The 17,064-nt window shown below is 69.6% G+C and carries 19 protein-coding genes; 2 read left to right on the forward strand and 17 right to left on the reverse strand.

Going from position 1 to position 17,064, the window contains the following annotated elements; all coding sequences use genetic code 11:
- Positions 1 to 30: 30 nt before the first annotated feature.
- From tatC to HYQ63_RS09100, 10 genes are all read right to left on the reverse strand, one after another.
- Positions 31 to 993: a twin-arginine translocase subunit TatC gene (gene tatC, locus HYQ63_RS09055; protein ID WP_179933348.1), complete on the reverse strand. Its 963-nt coding sequence runs from the start codon at positions 991 to 993 to the stop codon at positions 31 to 33.
- Positions 994 to 1,058: 65 nt separating this feature from the next.
- Positions 1,059 to 1,349, reverse strand: a complete 291-nt coding sequence (gene tatA, locus HYQ63_RS09060) for a Sec-independent protein translocase subunit TatA (RefSeq protein WP_123101070.1) — start codon at positions 1,347 to 1,349, stop codon at positions 1,059 to 1,061.
- 213 nt (positions 1,350 to 1,562) lie between these two features.
- Positions 1,563 to 1,787, reverse strand: coding sequence for a hypothetical protein (locus HYQ63_RS09065; protein ID WP_179933349.1), 225 nt, complete (start codon positions 1,785 to 1,787; stop codon positions 1,563 to 1,565).
- A gap of 105 nt (positions 1,788 to 1,892) precedes the next feature.
- Positions 1,893 to 2,156: a hypothetical protein gene (locus HYQ63_RS09070; RefSeq protein ID WP_055553417.1), complete on the reverse strand. Its 264-nt coding sequence runs from the start codon at positions 2,154 to 2,156 to the stop codon at positions 1,893 to 1,895.
- 8 nt (positions 2,157 to 2,164) lie between these two features.
- Positions 2,165 to 3,124 carry a YafY family protein gene (locus HYQ63_RS09075; protein WP_179933350.1) on the reverse strand — a complete coding sequence of 320 codons (960 nt, stop codon included), beginning with the start codon at positions 3,122 to 3,124 and terminating at the stop codon, positions 2,165 to 2,167.
- Positions 3,125 to 3,144: 20 nt separating this feature from the next.
- A complete protein-coding gene (locus HYQ63_RS09080) occupies positions 3,145 to 4,122 on the reverse strand; it encodes a YafY family protein (RefSeq protein WP_179933351.1) in 978 nt (325 codons plus the stop codon).
- A 126-nt stretch (positions 4,123 to 4,248) separates the two neighbouring features.
- A complete protein-coding gene (locus HYQ63_RS09085; RefSeq protein ID WP_179933352.1) occupies positions 4,249 to 4,623 on the reverse strand; it encodes an FKBP-type peptidyl-prolyl cis-trans isomerase in 375 nt (124 codons plus the stop codon).
- 55 nt (positions 4,624 to 4,678) lie between these two features.
- Positions 4,679 to 5,674, reverse strand: a complete 996-nt coding sequence (locus HYQ63_RS09090; protein WP_179933353.1) for an FKBP-type peptidyl-prolyl cis-trans isomerase — start codon at positions 5,672 to 5,674, stop codon at positions 4,679 to 4,681.
- 127 nt (positions 5,675 to 5,801) lie between these two features.
- Positions 5,802 to 7,163 carry a Pup--protein ligase gene (gene pafA, locus HYQ63_RS09095; protein WP_123101074.1) on the reverse strand — a complete coding sequence of 454 codons (1,362 nt, stop codon included), beginning with the start codon at positions 7,161 to 7,163 and terminating at the stop codon, positions 5,802 to 5,804.
- 9 nt (positions 7,164 to 7,172) lie between these two features.
- Positions 7,173 to 8,432, reverse strand: a complete 1,260-nt coding sequence (locus HYQ63_RS09100) for an MFS transporter (protein ID WP_179933354.1) — start codon at positions 8,430 to 8,432, stop codon at positions 7,173 to 7,175.
- Positions 8,433 to 8,581: 149 nt separating this feature from the next.
- On the opposite strand from HYQ63_RS09100, the gene HYQ63_RS09105 reads away from it, so the two are divergent.
- Complete coding sequence (locus HYQ63_RS09105; protein WP_179933355.1) at positions 8,582 to 9,622, forward strand: LacI family DNA-binding transcriptional regulator; 1,041 nt, start codon at positions 8,582 to 8,584, stop codon at positions 9,620 to 9,622.
- A gap of 60 nt (positions 9,623 to 9,682) precedes the next feature.
- Here the strand turns inward: HYQ63_RS09105 and prcA are convergent, their stop codons facing one another.
- From prcA to arc, 6 genes are all read right to left on the reverse strand, one after another.
- Positions 9,683 to 10,468, reverse strand: coding sequence for a proteasome subunit alpha (gene prcA, locus HYQ63_RS09110; protein ID WP_179933356.1), 786 nt, complete (start codon positions 10,466 to 10,468; stop codon positions 9,683 to 9,685).
- A gap of 54 nt (positions 10,469 to 10,522) precedes the next feature.
- The gene (gene prcB / locus HYQ63_RS09115) at positions 10,523 to 11,368 is read right to left on the reverse strand and encodes a proteasome subunit beta (RefSeq protein ID WP_179933357.1); all 846 of its coding nucleotides are present in this window, start codon (positions 11,366 to 11,368) and stop codon (positions 10,523 to 10,525) included.
- Complete coding sequence (locus HYQ63_RS09120) at positions 11,320 to 11,832, reverse strand: endonuclease VII domain-containing protein (RefSeq protein ID WP_179933358.1); 513 nt, start codon at positions 11,830 to 11,832, stop codon at positions 11,320 to 11,322. Before HYQ63_RS09120 ends, prcB begins: the two co-directional genes overlap by 49 nt.
- An 89-nt stretch (positions 11,833 to 11,921) precedes the next feature.
- The gene (locus HYQ63_RS09125) at positions 11,922 to 12,140 is read right to left on the reverse strand and encodes a ubiquitin-like protein Pup (RefSeq protein ID WP_179933359.1); all 219 of its coding nucleotides are present in this window, start codon (positions 12,138 to 12,140) and stop codon (positions 11,922 to 11,924) included.
- 135 nt (positions 12,141 to 12,275) lie between these two features.
- Complete coding sequence (gene dop, locus HYQ63_RS09130; RefSeq protein ID WP_009719187.1) at positions 12,276 to 13,787, reverse strand: depupylase/deamidase Dop; 1,512 nt, start codon at positions 13,785 to 13,787, stop codon at positions 12,276 to 12,278.
- Between the two features lie 262 nt (positions 13,788 to 14,049).
- The gene (arc, locus tag HYQ63_RS09135; RefSeq protein ID WP_179933360.1) at positions 14,050 to 15,816 is read right to left on the reverse strand and encodes a proteasome ATPase; all 1,767 of its coding nucleotides are present in this window, start codon (positions 15,814 to 15,816) and stop codon (positions 14,050 to 14,052) included.
- A gap of 257 nt (positions 15,817 to 16,073) precedes the next feature.
- Between arc and HYQ63_RS09140 the strand changes: the two genes are divergently transcribed.
- Positions 16,074 to 16,364 (forward strand): ferredoxin, encoded by a 291-nt coding sequence (locus tag HYQ63_RS09140; RefSeq protein WP_055553393.1) that lies wholly within the window; start codon positions 16,074 to 16,076, stop codon positions 16,362 to 16,364.
- A gap of 38 nt (positions 16,365 to 16,402) precedes the next feature.
- Here HYQ63_RS09140 and HYQ63_RS09145 read toward each other — a convergent pair whose 3' ends face one another.
- Entirely contained in the window at positions 16,403 to 17,005 is a 603-nt protein-coding gene (locus HYQ63_RS09145) for a hypothetical protein (RefSeq protein ID WP_179933361.1), read from the reverse strand.
- Between the last annotated feature and the right edge of the window lie 59 nt (positions 17,006 to 17,064).

Genomic DNA, 17,064 nt, shown 5'->3' on the forward strand with positions numbered 1-17,064 from the left:
GCGTGCCCCGGTCATCCGTCCGCGGGCCCCTTACGTGACGTCGTCGTAGCCGTTGCGCCGCGCGGGGTCGTCGCCGGGGGGCAGCTCGCCCGCGGAGACGCGCTCGGTCTCCTCGATGGCCTCCGGCGTCAGATCCAGGCTCGACGCCTCGTCGTCGCTCAGGCCGAAGTCGGGGTCGGCGGCCCGGCGCCGTGCCCTGCGCCGGTCGTTGACCATGGCGACGGCGACCGCGCCGAAGTAGAGCACGGTGACCGGTCCGGCCAGGGCGAACATGCCGATCGGGTCGGTGCTGGGGGTGGCCACCGCGCCGAAGACCGTGATGCCCATGATCATGGCCCGCCACCAGCCGAACATCCGGCGCCCGCTGAGGATGCCGGTGAAGTTCAGCAGGATCAACAGCAGCGGCAGCTCGAACGCCAGCCCGAAGACGACGATCATGCGGGTGAGCAGATCGAGGAAGTCGTCCAGCGGGAGGAGGTTGCTGGCCCCGCCGGGCGTGAAGTCGAGGAGGACCTTGGCGCTGGTCGGCAGGATCTTGTACGCGAAGAAGGCGCCGCCGACGAACAGCGGCACGCCGAGGCCGACGAAGAAGAGCGAGTACTTCTTCTCGTTGCGGTGCAGACCGGGCGCGAGGAACGCCCACAGCTGGTACAGCCACACCGGGGTGGCGAGGACCACGCCGGTGGTGAAGGAGACCTTCAGCATGATCGTGAACGGCGACAGCAGACCGTTCACGGTGAAGTACGCGCAGTTGTTCTTGCTGGCGTCGTCGGTGTTGAGCTGGGACAGCCGGACCCCGGGGCAGCCGACCGAATCCAGGACCGGCTTCATCAGGAAATCGACGATGTTCTTGTAGAAGAACATCGCGACGATCGTGATCACGCAGATCGCCAGGACCGATTTCACCAGCCGGTTGCGCAACTCGCGCAGGTGGTCCGCGAGGGGCATCCGCCCCTCGGGGTCCTTCTCCTTCTTGCGGGCAGACTTGAGCAACCCACGTCCTCATCTCGTGCGTCAGACGGCGGCGTCCATCGATGCCGCCTTCAAGTGGCCCCGGGTCAGCGCTTGGTGGTGTCGCTCGGTTCGGCCACCGGACGGGAGCTGGAGACATCGCCCGGGGCAGCCTGGATGGTGCGGTGCGCGCCCTGGTCCTGGCCGGGGTTCGGCGGGTCGGCCGGGGCGTTCTCGTCCTGCTTGCCCTCCGACTTCATCGCCTTGGCCTCGCTCTTGAGGATGCGGGCCGACTTACCCAGCGAGCGCGCCATGTCGGGGAGCTTCTTCGCACCGAACAGCAGCAGAACGACGATCAGGATGAGGATGATCTCGGTAGCGCCGAGCTTTCCGAACATATTCGTCTACCTTCTCACCGGGGCGGCTGGGGGGTGGGGCTGCCGACCGTTCGGACAGGAGTCCGGCAGCCGTGCTGTCAGCGATCGTAGCGCGCAGGGGTAAATGCAGGGCAATCCCCATGCAGACGCCTGGTTGCGGCCCTCCGCCTCGTTTCCAGGGCCACGACCAGCCAGCGTACCCCGCTTCCCTGTGATGCAGCAGAGCGCCGCCGATCAGTGGCCCTGGGCGGCGCCCTCGTCCCGGCGCACCGCCCCCACCTGCGCACTCAGCGGCCCGGTGGCCCGCTCCAGGTCGTCGGCGGCGCGGCTGATCCGCGCTGAGCTGTCCGACACCTGCCGGGCCAGTCTGCGCACCTCGGTGTAGACCCGTACGGAGAGCACGGCGAGGACGGCGATTCCGCAGAAGGCGAGGGTGAGGGCGAGCATCGGCCAGAGCATGGGGCGAGCCTATCGGGGCCGCCGGGGCGGCCGGACGGTGGCGCCGTGGTGACCGCATCGTGGTGATCAGACGGTGGCGGTCGGACCGCGGCGGTCGGCCCGCCGTCAGACAGTCGAGTGCAGCCGCAGGGTGCGCACCCCGCCGCCGGTGAGCAGTTCCACGATCCGCTCCCCCGCGGGCTTGCGCACCGCGCTGCCGCAGTCGGGGCAGGTGAAGGAGTAGAAGGTGGTGCGGTCACTGGCCCCGATCGCCAGCCGCAGCGCACCGGCGGCCAGCTCGAACCGGCCCCGGCACTCCGGACAGGCTGCCTTGAAGATCACCGAGGTGGGATTCCCCCCAGCGGTCACTGTGTGCGTCCCTTCACTCACCGCAAGCTTCACTCACCGTAGGCCGCAAGCGCTTGCCGCGCCGCGTCCCGAGCGCTGTCCGCGAGCCCCTGCGGCGCGACGATCCGGCCGTCCCTGCCGAGCCGCAGCGCCAACCGCCGCAGCGAGCCGGGGTCAGGGGCGCGCAGCGTGATCCGCAAGCCCCCGTCGGGCAGCTCCTCCGCGCTGTCATGCGGGTAGTACTCGGCGACCCAGCGCCCGCCCGGGCCGGTCTCGACGACCACCTCGGGGTCCTCGGCGCCGGTCTGCACCAGCCCGGTCGACGGATCGGAGAGGTCGCGCAGCTCGATGGGCGGCGGGTCGGACGCCTCGTCCAGCAGCTTGATCTCCACGACCCGGTCGAGCCGGAAGGTGCGGCGCGCCTCCGACAGCCGGCACCAGGCCTCCACATAGGTGTGGCCGACGGCGAACAGCCGGATCGGGTCGACCTCGCGCTCGGTGACCTCGTCACGCGCGGGCGAGTAGTAGCGCAGCCACAGCCTGCGGCGCTCGGAGATGGCCCGGTCGACGTCGGCGAAGACGCCGCCCTCGGACTCGAAGGTGACCGAGAGCCGGGAACTGGCGCCCGCCACCTCCCCCGCCGCGGCCTCCAGCTTGGCGGTGGCCCGCAGCAGCGCCTCCCGGTCGCTCTCGCGCAGCCCGGGCAGGGTCGCGACGGCACGCGCGGCGACCAGCAGCGCGGTGGCCTCGTCGGCGGCCAGCCGCAGCGGCTCGGCGACATCGTCGGGGTTGTGCCACCAGATGCGCTCGCCGTCGGTGTCGATGTCCAGCAGGTCGCCGCCGCGGAAGCTGGTGCCGCACAGCGGCAGCACGTCGAGGTCGGCGATCAGCTCGTCCTCGCTGATGCCGAAGGCGCGGGCGACCTCGGCGACGCGGGCGCCGGGGCGTTCCCGCAGATACGTCACCAGGGACAGCATCCGGCGGGTCTGGTCAATGGCGTTTCCGGCCATGATGAAGTCGTTCCGTCCCCTCAGCCCTTGGCCACGGCGCGCAGCCGCTCGACGACGTCCGCCCGCAGCTCGTCGGGCGCCAGCACGACCACCTCCGGGCCGAATTCCACGAGCCAGGCGTCCAGTCCGTGCCCGTACGGGATCTCCAGCTCGTCCCAGCCGTCGTCCCCGGTGCGGGTGGTGAGCGCCCTCGCCCGCAGCGGATAGCCGTGCCCGGCCCGCACCCTGATCCGGGCGGTACCGGTCGCGGTCTCCCCCGCCCAGGACTCCACGGTCTCCCGCACGGTGGAGTGGTCGGGCACCTCGGCGGTGTACGCGCCCGAGCGCAGCCGCACCCGGCCGGTGATCCGCGAGAGCCGGAAGACGCGCTCGGCGGACCGCCCTCGGTCCCACCCGGCGAGGTACCAGTGGCCGCGCCAGCACTCCAGCGTCCACGGCTCGACCTGGCGCTGTTCGGGGCGGGCGGCGTTGGACTTGCGGTAGTCGAAGACGACCGGGCGGCGGTCGCGGCAGGCCAGCATCAGCGGCTCGAACGCGGCCTCGTGGACCGGGATGTGCGGCTGGAGCGCGCTCTGCGGCTGGGTGTCGTACGGGTCCTCGGCGACCGGCATCCCGGCGGCGCGCAGCTTCTGGAGCGCGCCGCTCGCGGCGCCCGCGAGCCGGGCCTGCTGCCAGACCTTGGCGGCGAGGCCGAGCGCGGCGGCCTCCTCGGCGTCCAGCGTGATCGGGGGGAGGCGGTTGCTGTCCCGGCGGGCGAGGTAGCCGACTTCGCCGTCGAGGCCCTCCACCGTCTCGATGACCAGGCCGAGTTCGCGCAGATCGTCCTTGTCGCGCTCGAACATGCGGTTGAACGCCTCGTCACCCGCGGCGGTGGACCCGCTCGTCCCCTCCAGGTACGCCTCTATGGAGCCCCGCAACTCCCGTTTGGTCAGCGGACGCCGGGTTCCCAGCAGGCACAGCGCCAGATTCATCAGCCGCTCGGCCTTGGCAATCGCCATCGACGCCCTTTCTTCTTGACCTTACGACCGTGACCGTACCGCTCCGGGCACGCACCGCAAAAGCCGAGGCCCCCGCCCACCGGCGGGAAGACCTCGGCTCTGGCTTTCAAAGCTCCGCGGGAGGTCTCAGACGGAGACCAGGTCACACACGAAGATCAGCGACTCGCCCGGCTTGATCCGGCCGCCGCCGGCGCCACGGTCACCGTAGGCCAGGTGCGGCGGGATGATCAGCTGGCGGCGTCCGCCGACCTTCATGCCCTGGAGGCCCTGGTCCCAGCCGGAGATGACCTGGCCGACACCGAGCTGGATGCGCAGCGGGGTGCCGCGGTTGTAGCTCGCGTCGAACTCCTCGCCGGTGGAGAAGGCCACGCCGACGTAGTGGACGGCGATGTTGTCGCCGGCCTTGGCGGCGGGCCCGTCGCCCTCCCAGATGTCCTTGATGTCCAGGTCCGCCGGCGGCTCGCCGCCCGGGAAGTCGACCTCGGGCTTGTCGATGCTCACGAAATTGCTCCTCGTTACGTTGTGGGCAACCCGCACACCCTACAGAACGGCCGAGCTACAGAACGGCCAGGATGTCGACGGTGAAGACCAGGGTGGAGTTGGCGGGGATGCCCTTCTGGGCCTTCTTCCCGTAGCCGAGGTCCGGCGGTACGACGATCAGCACCCGGCTCCCGGCCTTCTTGCCCGTCAGCCCCTGCGACCAGCCCTTGACGACCTGCTGGAGGGAGAACTGGGCCAGCTCGCCGCGCTTGTAGGTGGAGTCGAACTCCTTGCCGCCGTCCCACAGCACGCCCTTGTACTGCACCAGCAGCGCGTCCTTCGCCGTGGCCTCGGGGCCGTCGCCCTCGATGACGTACTCGGAGACGAGCTTCTTCGGCGCGTCCTTCTTGGGGACGGTGATGGTGGGGGCCTTGCCGTCGGTGTTGTCGGACACCTTGGGCAGGTCGAAGTTGCTCTGCGCCACCTTCTTGCCCTTGGCGGAGCTCTTGGCGTTGAAGGCGCCCTCGATGTCGATGACGAACACCAGGGTGTCCGTGCCCTTGATGCCCGCCTGCGGCTGGCCCTGCTTGCCGTACGCGTACGCCGGCGGAACGGCCAGCTCCAGCCGGCTCCCGACGGAGCGGCCCACCAGCCCCTGGTCCCAGCCCGGCAGCACCTGGCCCTTGCCCACGGGGAAGGCGGCCGTCTGCTTCTTGTCGTAGGTGTCGTCCACGACCTTGCCGGTGTTCCAGATCTGGGCGAGGTAGTTCACCTGGACGTAGTCGCCCTTGGCCGTCTTCGCCCCGTTCCCCTTGATCACCGTCTTGACCGCGAGGTCGGAAGACGGCTTCCCGCTGCCCTTGGCGACCTTCGGCTTCTCACCGAACTTCTTGCCGCCGGTGATCTCCGGCACCGGCCCGCTCACGATCTTCCCCGTGGGGGCCGGTGAGGGCGACTGCCCGGTCGGCTCCTGGGAGGGCTTGGCCTTGTCGGATCCTGACTGGTCGTCACCGCAGCCCGCGAGCGTGAGCAGGCCCGCGGGCACGGCAAGGAGTACGGAGCGTCGGCGCACGGAGTCCTCGTTTAGGTAGATCTTGCGATGGCCAATGCGCGCCACTTTACGGCGTGACACGGGCCCCGTCCGAGAAACGCACGGGGCCCGCGTCACACATAAGCCGTACGCCGACTCAGGCAGCGGCCTACATACCGGCGATGAGTTTCTCCACCCGGTCATCGACCGAACGGAACGGGTCCTTGCACAGCACCGTGCGCTGCGCCTGGTCATTGAGCTTGAGGTGCACCCAGTCCACGGTGAAGTCGCGGCGCTGCTCCTGGGCACGGCGGATGAAGTCCCCGCGCAGCCGGGCGCGGGTCGTCTGCGGGGGCACCGACTTGCCCTCGAAAATCTTCAGGTCGTTGCACACCCGGGCCGCCTGACCGCGCTTCTCCAGCAGGTAGTACAGGCCCCGGCGGCGGTGGATGTCGTGATAGGCGAGGTCCATCTGGGCGATCCGCGGATGGGACATCGTGATGTTGTTCTTCGCGCGGTACCGCTCGATGAGCTTGTACTTCATCACCCAGTCGATCTCGGTGGCGATCCGGTCCAGCTCCTCGGTACGGATCGCCTCCAGGGTGCGGCCCCACAGCTCCAGCACCCGCTCGACGGTGCCGGTGCGGATACCCCGGCGCTCACAGAAGTCGACGGCCTTCTCGTAGTACTCCTGCTGCACCTCCAGGGCGGACGCCTCGCGCCCGCTGGCCAGCCGCACCTTGCGCTGCCCGGTGATGTCGTGGCTGACCTCGCGGATCGCCCGGATAGGGTTCTCCAGGGTCAGGTCGCGCATCACGGTGCCCGCCTCGATCATGCGGAGCACCAGGTCGGTGGCGCCGACCTTGAGCAGCATCGTGGTCTCGGACATGTTGGAGTCGCCCACGATGACGTGCAGCCGCCGGTAGCGCTCGGCATCGGCGTGCGGCTCGTCGCGGGTGTTGATGATCGGCCGGGAGCGGGTCGTCGCCGAACTGACACCCTCCCAGATGTGCTCGGCGCGCTGGCTGACGCAGTAGACCGCGCCACGCGGGGTCTGGAGCACCTTGCCCGCCCCGCACAGCAGCTGCCGCGTCACCAGGAACGGGATGAGAATGTCGGCGAGCCGGGAGAACTCCCCGTGCCGGGCCACCAGATAGTTCTCGTGGCAGCCGTAGGAGTTGCCGGCCGAGTCGGTGTTGTTCTTGAAGAGATAGACGTCGCCCGCGATTCCCTCCTCGTGCAGGCGGCGCTCGGCGTCGACGAGCAGACCCTCGAGAATGCGCTCGCCGGACTTGTCGTGGGTGACCAGCTCGGTCACGTTGTCGCACTCGGGTGTGGCATATTCCGGGTGCGAGCCCACGTCGAGATAGAGGCGGGCGCCGTTGCGCAGGAAGACATTGCTGCTACGGCCCCACGAGACGACACGGCGGAAGAGGTACCGCGCCACTTCGTCAGGAGACAACCGGCGCTGTCCCCTGAATGTGCACGTGACGCCGTACTCGTTCTCCAGCCCGAAAATGCGGCGGTCCATGCCTGAACATTACGCCTGATGGCCTGCTCTGAAACCGGGTTCGGCGGCATGGCTGCGATCATTTTCCTGACGGACTCCATCCGGCGTTCGCCGCGGAGCCTCCCCCAGGTACCTCCGGGCCGCCAGCAGGACCACCAGCGCGGCCGCTCCGGCGGCCCCCGGGACGGCGAAACCGAGGCCCGTACCGCCCAGCTCCACGGCGGGACCGGCCGCGGCCGCACCGGCCGAGCTGCCCACCACGAAGGTGGTCACGAGCCACGAGAACGCCTCGGTGACCGTACCGGCCGGGGCGTGCCGGTCGATGACCACGAAGGCGCACGCGAGCGCCGGGGCCAGGAACACCCCCGCCACACCCGCCAGGGCCGTCATCGCGGCAACGCCCGGCACCAGCACCAGCGGCACATAGCCGACCGCCAGGGCGGCCACCAGCAGCCGCAGCCGCCGCTCGGGCGGGCCGGCCCACGGGCGGGCGCCGTAGACCACGCCGCCGACCAGCGCGCCCACGCCGAGCGCGGAGAGCAGATAGCTGGAGACCAGACCGCCGCCGTGCTCGTCGGCGTACGCGACGGCAGCCACCTGGATCGCGCCGAGCGCGATCCCGACGAAGAAGAACGAGCCGAGCAGCACCAGCATCCCGGACGAACGCAGCGCGCCCAGCCAGTGCGCCTCGCGCGGCGCGGAGCGCCACCGCCGGGACGGCGGCGACACCACGACGGACAGCGCGCCCAGGACCCCGGCCGCGTTGATGACCAGCAGCGCGGCCGCCGTGGACCATCCGGCGACCAGGAGGGTGACCAGCAGCGGGCCGACGGCGAACATCACCTCCTGGGCCACGGCGTCCAGCGCGTACGCCGCGTGCACCTGGTCGGAGCGGCGCAGGACGTCCGGCCACAGGGCCCTCAGCCCGCCCTCCAGCGGGGGCGTGAACAGGCCCGCGACGAGCATCGCGGCGTACGCCACCGGCAGCGGATCGAGGCCCACGACGGCGAACAGCGCCATCCCGAGCGCGGACACCACGGCGGCCGGGAGCATCACCCGCGGCTGTCCCCAGCGGTCCACCGCCCGGCCCAGCAGCGGCTGTCCGACGGCGTTGGCCACCCCGTAGACGGCCGAGAGCGCCCCGGCGAGCGCGTAGCTTCCGCCCTCGGCGCGGGCGAAGAGCACCACGGCGAGCGGGGCGGTGGCGTTCGGCAGCCGCCCGATCAGCGTGCCGGTGAGCAGCCGTGCCGCGTGGCGTGTGCGCAACAGTTCCCCGTAACCGGCTGCCATGGCTGCCCCTCCTCGTGGGTCATGTACTGGTGGGTGATCGATCAAGTTTTACGTATAACGACGCGTCGTTATACGTACCATGGCGGCCTGCCCCGGGTCCACCCGTGGCGGGCGAACACAGGTACAGGACCGGACACAGCGGAGGCGAAGTGGCACACGGGACCGGACCGTCCGCGGCCGCGGCACGGGTCACCAGCCGGGACGTGGCGCGGCGCGCCGGAGTGTCCCAGGCGACCGTCTCCCTCGTGCTCGGCGACAAGTGGCGCGGACGGGTCTCGGAGCGCACCGCGGACGCCGTACGGGCCGCGGCGCGCGAACTGGGCTACCGGCCGAACCTGGCGGCGCGCAGCCTGCGGCTCGGCCGCACCCGGACCGTACTGCTCGTCGTCCCGGCCCTCACCAACGAGTTCTTCGCGCACGTCTACACCGGCGCCGCCCGCGTCGCCGCCGACCACGGCTTCGGCGTGGTGCTCTACCCCTCCCCCGAGGGCGTCGGCCCCGCCCGGGACCCCTTCGACTCGGCGCGGGCCTCACTGGACGGCGTGATCGCCTCCTCGATGGCCGCCGACGCGCTGGCCGCGGTGCGCGGGGGCGGGCTGCCGCTGGTCATGCTCGACAGCGACCCCGACGACCCGGCCGCCGCCTCCACCGTCAACCTGGACATCGGCGACGGCATGCGACAGGCCGCCGAACATCTGCTGGGCCTGGGACACCACCGGATCGTCCATGTGGCGGCGGCGGTCGACTCCTGGACGTTCCAGGTGCGCGCCCGGGCCCTGGCCGGGGCGGTGCACGCGGTGCCCGGCACCGTGCTGCACACCGAACACGCGGCGCTGAGCGTCGAGGAGGGGCGGCGGGCGGCGCTACGGGCGCTCGGCGGCCCGGGGCCCCGGCCCACGGCGCTGATGTGCGACGACGACATCCTCGCCGCGGGCGCGTGCAAGGCCGCCCGGCGGCTGGGGCTGCGGGTGCCGGAGGACGTGTCGGTCACCGGCGTCGACGACCTGGCGCTGGCCACGGCGGTCGAGCCGGAGCTGACCACCGTACGGCTGCCCGCGCAGGCGGTCGGGGCAGAGGGGATGCGGGCGCTGATGGCGGCCCTGGACGGGAAACCCGCCGGGGACACGACGCTGCCCGTGGAGCTGGTCGTACGGGCCTCCAGCGCCCTTCCCCCACCTGTGGGCGGATGAGGCGCCGACGCCTGAGCCCCGGCCGCTGATCGGCCGGGGCTCATCACGATGGAACGGTGCCTACTCGGCGCTCTCCGACGACTCGCCGGACTCGCCGGACTCCGACGCGGACTCCTCCGTGCCCTCGCCGGACTCCGACGCGGCGCCGGAACCCTCCAGGAGACGGGCCAGCTGACCGCCCAGGATGCGCTTGAACTTCCGGGCCTGAGGCCGCTTGCGGTCCAGGACCGCGACCTCCAGCTGCTCGGCGGTGAGGCTGCGCTCGCCGCCGTTGTTGTCCCGGGCCAGCGAGTCGACGGCCAGCTTGAGGGCCTCGGCCAGCGTCATGCCGTCCCGGTGGCGCTGGTCGAGGTAGCTGCTGATCTGGTCGGCGTTGCCACCGACGGCGACCGAGCCGTGCTCGTCCACGATGGAGCCGTCGTGCGGCAGCCGGTAGATCTGGTCGTCGGCGGGGCTTTCCCCGGTCTCGGCGACGATCAGCTCGACCTCGTACGGCTTCTCGGCGGCGCTGGAGAAGATCGTGCCCAGCGTCTGCGCGTAGACGTTGGCAAGGCCCCGGGCCGTGACATCGTCGCGGTCATAGGTATAGCCACGCAGATCGGCGTAGCGGACGCCGCCGATGCGCAGATTCTCGAATTCGTTGTACTTGCCGACCGCCGCGAAGGCGATGCGGTCATAGATCTCGCTGACCTTGTGCAGGGCGCGGGACGGGTTCTCGGCGACGAAGAGGATGCCGTCGGAAAACTGAAGCACAACCACGCTGCGGCCGCGCGCGATGCCCTTGCGGGCGTATTCCGCGCGGTCGGCCATGGCCTGCTGGGGCGATACATAGAACGGGGTCGTCACCGGCTATCCGTCCCTTTCTGTCATTGGCGAATGCATTCCGGGTCAACCGTCCCCTCAGAGCAGGGCGGCGCGCGGGCCGTCCGGCTCTTCGAGCCGCCGCTCGTGGACTGCGCGGACGATCTCCGCCACCTCGTCCTCGGTGAACTTCTTGAAACCGTCCTCGGTGATGACCGTGACGATGGGATAGATACGCCGGGCCAGATCGGGTCCGCCGGTCGCCGAGTCGTCGTCCGCTGCGTCGTACAGCGCCTGGATCACGGCGGTGGCGGCCTGCTCCTCCGTCAGGTCCTCGCGGTAGAGCTTCTTGAGCGCACCGCGAGCGAACGTCGAGCCAGACCCGGTGGCCGCGAAGCCGCGCTCCTCCGAGCGCCCGCCGGTCACGTCGTAGGAGAAGATGCGGCCCTTCTCCCGGTCCACGTCATAGCCCGCGAACAGCGGGACGACGGCCAGACCCTGCATCGCCATGCCGAGATTGCCGCGGATCATGGTCGACAGCCGGTTGGCCTTGCCCTCCAGCGAGAGGACGGTGCCCTCGACCTTCTCGAAGTGCTCCAGCTCCAACTGGAAGAGCTTGACCATCTCCACGGCGATACCGGCCGTGCCCGCGATGCCGACGGCCGAGTACTCGTCCGCCGGGAAGACCTTCTCGATGTCGCGCTGCGCGATGACGTTCCCCATGGTCGCGCGGCGGTCACCGGCGAGCGCGACCCCGCCTGCGAACGTCGCCGCCACGATCGTCGTGCCATGCGGTGCCTCGATGGCACCCTGCACCGGAGGAAGCGGGCGGTTCCCCGGAAGCAGCTCGGGCTGATGCGTCCCGAGGAAGTCCATGAAGGAGGATGAGCCCGGCGTCAGGAAGGCAGCTGGTAGACGCCCGGTGCTACGAGTGTTGGCTTCCACACGTTTCCTTCCAGATATGCGGCGGCACGCCGTATGGCATCCGCTCGGTCCTTGAACTGCCCCAATGCCGCATTGCAGCTGAAGCAGAGTACGCCACGGACCCTACCCGTCCCGTGGTCGTGATCCACATGCGCTGCGGGAGCGTCCAGGCAGATCGCGCAAGCGCCCGCTTGTGAGGCGACGAGCTCATCACGCTCCGCTTCCGTCAGGCCGTACTGACGCTTCAGGTGACCTGCCCTGCCGTCCTTCGCCCGGCACGTCTTGCACCGGCTCGCGAGGCCGTCCGGAGCGCCGAGCTTCCGATGCCATTCGCTGTGCGGCCTGACTTCCCGGCATCCGCGACAGTACTTGTGGCCGGGAGGGACATGACCCTTGCGGTGCACATCGAGCCCCGCCGCCTCCCGGCGCTCCAAGTAATACTCCTTGGTGCACTCCCGGCAATAAGCCTGAAGTCCGTCTCGCATCGACTTATTGCGCGCGAACGCTTCTCGCGAAAGCGTCCGACGACACCGGGAGCACCTTTTCGACGTCACTGGACCGTATCCGATACGGCCTATTGTCCGCCCTTTTGAACGAAGCTTCGCACGAAATCCTCGGCATTCTCTTCGAGCACATCGTCGATTTCATCGAGAACGGAATCGACGTCGTCGGAGAGCTTTTCCTGCCGCTCCTTGAGATCCTCCGCGGCCTGTGCGTCCTGCGCCTGCTCCTCGACCTCCTCGGTCTGGCGCGACGCCTTCTGCTGACCGCCGCCGGTGTCCTTGGTCGCCATGTCCCTCACCCCGCTCGGTTCGCCCGCTGATTCGATCGGTCTCAAGATCAGACCCTACAAGCAGGGTCCGACATCGGCCTCCCACTCGCTACAACGCGCGGAGGCCACCACGATGATTCCCGGTCGGAGGCCATTTCAGCCTCCGGACAGCACCCGCACCAGGTCCTCGGCCGTGCGGCAGCGGTCCAGTAGTTCCTTGACGTGGTTGCGGGTGCCCCGGAGGGGCTCCAGCGTGGGGACCCGTTGCAGAGAGTCACGACCCGGGAGGTCGAAGATCACCGAGTCCCAGGAGGCCGCGGCCACGTCGTCCGCGTACTGCTCCAGGCAGCGGCCGCGGAAGTAGGCGCGGGTGTCCTCCGGGGGCTTGTTCTGGGCCCGTGCCACGTCGGAGTCGTCCAGCAGCCGCTTCATCTTGCCGCGCGCCGCCAGCCGGTTGTACAGGCCCTTCTCGGGCCGTACGTCGGCGTACTGGAGGTCCACCAGGTGGAGCCGGGCGGCGTCCCACTCCAGGCTGTCGCGCCTGCGGTAGCCCTCCAGCAGCTCGCGCTTGGCCACCCAGTCCAGCTCGCCGGACAGGGACATCGGATCGCGCTCCAGCCGGTTGAGCACGTCCTCCCAGCGGGTCAGCACGTCCCGGGTCTGGTCGTCGGCGTCCGCGCCGAAGCGGTCCTCGACGTACTTGCGGGCCAGCTCGAAGTACTCCATCTGGAGTTGTACGGCGGTCAGCGTACGGCCGCTGCGCAGCGTGATCAGACGCTGGAGCGTCGGGTCGTGCGAGACCTGGTGCAGCGTGCGGACCGGCTGGTCGACGGCCAGGTCCACGGCGATGAAGCCGTCCTCGATCATCGACAGCACCAGTGCGGTGGTGCCGAGCTTGAGGTAGGTCGACAGCTCGGAGAGGTTGGCGTCGCCGATGATCACATGGAGCCGGCGGTACTTCTCGGCGTCGGCGTGCGGCTCGTCGCGGGTGTTGATGATGGGTCGCTTGAGGGTGGTCTCCAGACCCACCTCGACCTCGAAGTAGTCGGCCCGCTGACTGATCTGGAAGCCGTGCTCGTGCCCGTCCTGGCCGATGCCGACGCGCCCGGCGCCCGTGACGACCTGGCGTGAGACGAAGAACGGCGTCAGGTGGCGCACGATGTCCGAGAAGGGGGTCTCCCGCTTCATCAGGTAGTTCTCGTGCGTGCCGTAGGACGCGCCCTTGTTGTCGGTGTTGTTCTTGTACAGGTGGATGGGCTGGGCGCCGGGCAGCTCGGCGGCGCGCATGGCGGCCTCGGCCATGATGCGCTCGCCCGCCTTGTCCCAGAGCACGGCGTCCCGCGGGTTGGTGACCTCGGGCGCGGAGTACTCGGGGTGCGCGTGGTCGACGTAGAGCCGCGCACCGTTGGTGAGGATGACGTTGGCCAGGCCGATGTCCTCGTCCGTGAGCTGGCTGGCGTCCGCGGACTCACGTGCGAGGTCGAAGCCGCGGGCGTCCCGCAGCGGGTTCTCCTCCTCGAAGTCCCAGCGGGCGCGGCGCGCCCGGTGCATCGCCGCCGCGTAGGCGTTGACGACCTGGGATGAGGTGAGCATGGCATTGGCGTTCGGGTGTCCCGGGACGGAGATCCCGTACTCCGTCTCGATTCCCATTACGCGCCGTACGGTCATGCGGCCCTCCTTGCCCGGCGCGGCCCCAGGCCGGGGCCGGCGCTCAAGTACCGCTGCGCTTCCGGTCCGCAACCGGCCCCCGAGCCGCCGCGCCGCGGGGCCGCGGCGGTACCGGCGAGCCGGATACGGCTGTGCGGTGCTGCGGAGATCATGACAGTCATTGCTCCGGTGGGGCTCGTAGGACTCATACGATGAATGCCGTCCGAAAAGCGCATCCGGCTGCGGATGCCCCGTCCAGGACATCCGCAGCCGGACAGCGGTGTTACAGGTACTGACCGGTGTTGGCCACCGTGTCGATGGAGCGTCCCGTGTCTGCGCCCTGCTTTCCGGTGACCAGGGTGCGGATGAAGACGATCCGCTCACCCTTCTTACCGGAGATGCGGGCCCAGTCGTCCGGGTTCGTGGTGTTCGGCAGGTCCTCGTTCTCCTTGAACTCGTCAACACAGGCGGCGAGCAGATGGGAGACCCGAAGGCCCTTCTGGTTGTGGTCGAGGAATGCCTTGATGGCCATCTTCTTGGCCCGGTCCACAATGTTCTGGATCATGGCGCCGGAGTTGAAGTCCTTGAAGTAGAGGACTTCCTTGTCACCATTGGCGTAGGTGACCTCCAGGAAGCGGTTCTCCTCGGATTCCGCGTACATCTGCTCGACGACCGACTGAATCATGCCGGCGATGGCGGCCTTGGGGGACCCGCCGTGCTCGGCGAGGTCGTCCGCGTGAACCGGCAGGGTGGCGGTCAGGTACTTCGAGAAGATGTCCTTGGCGGCCTCCGCGTCCGGACGCTCGATCTTGATCTTCACGTCGAGACGGCCGGGGCGCAGGATGGCCGGGTCGATCATGTCCTCGCGGTTCGAGGCGCCGATGACGATGACGTTCTCCAGGCCCTCGACACCGTCGATCTCGGAGAGCAGCTGCGGGACGATGGTGTTCTCCACGTCCGAGCTGACTCCGGAGCCGCGGGTGCGGAACAGGGAGTCCATCTCGTCGAAGAAGACGATGACCGGCGTGCCCTCGCTGGCCTTCTCCCGGGCGCGCTGGAAGACCAGCCGGATGTGCCGCTCGGTCTCACCGACGTACTTGTTCAGCAGCTCGGGGCCCTTGATGTTGAGGAAGAAGCTCTTCCCCGCGGGCTTGCCGGTGACTTCGGCGACCTTCTTGGCAAGGGAGTTGGCGACGGCCTTCGCGATCAGCGTCTTGCCGCAGCCGGGCGGGCCGTACAGCAGCACGCCCTTGGGCGGCCGCAGTTCGTGCTCCTTGAACAGGTCGGGGTAGAGGTACGGAAGCTCGACCGCGTCCCGGATCAGCTCGATCTGGTTTCCCAGGCCGCCGATCTTGGTGTAGTCGATGTCCGGAACCTCTTCGAGGACGAGTTCCTCGACCTCGCTCTTCGGCACGACCTCGTAGACGTAGCCGGACCGGGGTTCCAGCAGCAGGGCGTCACCGGGGCGGATGGTGGTTTCCAGCAGCGGCTCGGCGAGCCGCACCACGCGCTCCTCGTCGGTGTGCCCGATGACCAGGGCCCGCTCGCCGTCCTCAAGGACCTCCTTGAGGGTGACGATGTCCCCGGCGCGCTCGAACTCCATGGCCTCGACCACGTTGAGCGCCTCGTTGAGCATGACCTCCTGGCCTCGCCGGAGGTCATCGAGCTCGACGCTCGGGCTGACATTCACGCGGAGTTTACGGCCTCCGGTGAAGATGTCGGCTGTGCCGTCCTCGTTCGCCTGCAGAAAGGCACCGAAACCGGCCGGCGGCTGGGCGAGCCGGTCGACCTCCTCCTTGAGGGCCACGATCTGGTCGCGGGCCTCACGGAGGGTGTTCGCGAGCCGCTCGTTCTGGGCGGACACTCCCGCCAGATTGGTCTGCAGCTCGACGATCCGCTCTTCGAGAATCCTCGTGTGACGCGGAGAGTCGGCGAGCTTGCGGCGCAGGACGGCGATTTCCTGCTCGAGATAGGCAACCTGACCGGCGGGGTCGTCAGACCCCCGCCCCGGCCGGATGCCGCGGTTGATGTCGTCGTCGTGGGCTGCCACGGTCCTCACCTCCTCCAAGGGGAGCTGGACGCTTCCTGACCCTACCTGGGCCGGTGCGGGTTGAAACCCCTAGATCACAAACCCGGTCGGCGTGTGTCCGATCTTCACCCTTGCGCACTCCCTCACGCCAGGTGAATACCCACCCAACAACATCGGAAAGCGAGCGGTTGTATCGTCGACCCGGTCAACACCCGCCAGGGCTGGCGATATTTAGTCAATGTTGAATCGCGTATCGAGGGAACGGCAGGCGACGCACCGTGCGGAACGAGGAGCTCGGCGATCTTGAAGTCTGGATTGACCAGGACCTGTGCACGGGGGATGGGATCTGTGCCCAGTACGCGCCCGAGGTCTTCGAACTCGACATCGACGGTCTAGCCTACGTCAAGAGCGCCGACGACGAGCTTCTCCAGGACAAGGGCGCGACGACCAAGGTGCCGCTGCCGCTGCTCACCGAGGTCGTGGATTCCGCCAAGGAGTGCCCGGGCGACTGCATCCATGTGCGGCGTGCCGCGGACAAGGTCGAGGTGTACGGCCCGGACGCCGAGTAGCGTGCGGGCGCGCCCGCCGGGGAACGCCGCGTGACCGGTCAGACACTCCCCGGCACGGGCAGCGCCTTCAGGACGAACTCGCCGTCCTTCCACTGCCAGTTGACCTTGCGCTGGAGGTCGGGGCAGCACCGCGGGACCTTCGTGGACGAGTAGCCCAGCAAAGTGGCCGAAACCTTCGTTCCGCGCACCGCGAAATCCTGGACACTCATCCCCTCCTTCGGATCGACGAAGGTCGCCACGATCCGGGGGGCCGCGCCCTGGCCGGTCGGCTGCGCGAGCACGTAGAGGCCACTGGGCGGGTTGCCGGCCGCGGTCTCGCAGCGCACCACGGCGACGGTTTCCGGCCGCCCGTCGCCGTCGAGGTCTCCCGAGGCGCGGTCCACCACGCCGGGCCGGGCCCGGCCGCAGTCCATCGGGTAGTGCGCGGCGCGCGGGTCGGGGGCCTGTGCGGCGGGCAGGCCGCCGGTGCGGGGCGCGGAGAGGGTGGTGGGGGCCGGGGTGGCCTTGGCGTCGGCGGGCTGGAAGGCCGACGCTCCGGCGACGACGGCGGCCACGGCGGCCGCGGTCGCGATCCAGTGCACGAGGCGGGGGCGGGTGTGCGCGAGATCCGGGCCCAGAGACTGCACGCGGGACGACTCCATGAGATGGCTGCGGCGGAGGGGGTGCTCCGCATCGTGCCACATCTCACACCGGCGCGGCC

It is taken from the genome of Streptomyces sp. Rer75 (assembly GCF_013414305.1).
Lineage (GTDB): Bacteria > Actinomycetota > Actinomycetes > Streptomycetales > Streptomycetaceae > Streptomyces > Streptomyces himastatinicus.

What these genes read in the sequence shown, in the direction of transcription:
- tatA (WP_123101070.1), bottom strand. Translation starts at nt 1,349, where the DNA reads ATGTTCGGAAAGCTCGGCGCTACCGAGATCATCCTCATCCTGATCGTC.
- HYQ63_RS09065 (WP_179933349.1), bottom strand. Translation starts at nt 1,787, where the DNA reads ATGCTCTGGCCGATGCTCGCCCTCACCCTCGCCTTCTGCGGAATCGCC.
- HYQ63_RS09075 (WP_179933350.1), bottom strand. Translation starts at nt 3,124, where the DNA reads ATGGCCGGAAACGCCATTGACCAGACCCGCCGGATGCTGTCCCTGGTG.
- HYQ63_RS09080 (WP_179933351.1), bottom strand. Translation starts at nt 4,122, where the DNA reads ATGGCGATTGCCAAGGCCGAGCGGCTGATGAATCTGGCGCTGTGCCTG.
- pafA (WP_123101074.1), bottom strand. Translation starts at nt 7,163, where the DNA reads ATGGACCGCCGCATTTTCGGGCTGGAGAACGAGTACGGCGTCACGTGC.
- HYQ63_RS09100 (WP_179933354.1), bottom strand. Translation starts at nt 8,432, where the DNA reads ATGGCAGCCGGTTACGGGGAACTGTTGCGCACACGCCACGCGGCACGG.
- HYQ63_RS09120 (WP_179933358.1), bottom strand. Translation starts at nt 11,832, where the DNA reads ATGCGAGACGGACTTCAGGCTTATTGCCGGGAGTGCACCAAGGAGTAT.
- HYQ63_RS09125 (WP_179933359.1), bottom strand. Translation starts at nt 12,140, where the DNA reads ATGGCGACCAAGGACACCGGCGGCGGTCAGCAGAAGGCGTCGCGCCAG.
- dop (WP_009719187.1), bottom strand. Translation starts at nt 13,787, where the DNA reads ATGACCGTACGGCGCGTAATGGGAATCGAGACGGAGTACGGGATCTCC.
- HYQ63_RS09145 (WP_179933361.1), bottom strand. Translation starts at nt 17,005, where the DNA reads ATGGAGTCGTCCCGCGTGCAGTCTCTGGGCCCGGATCTCGCGCACACC.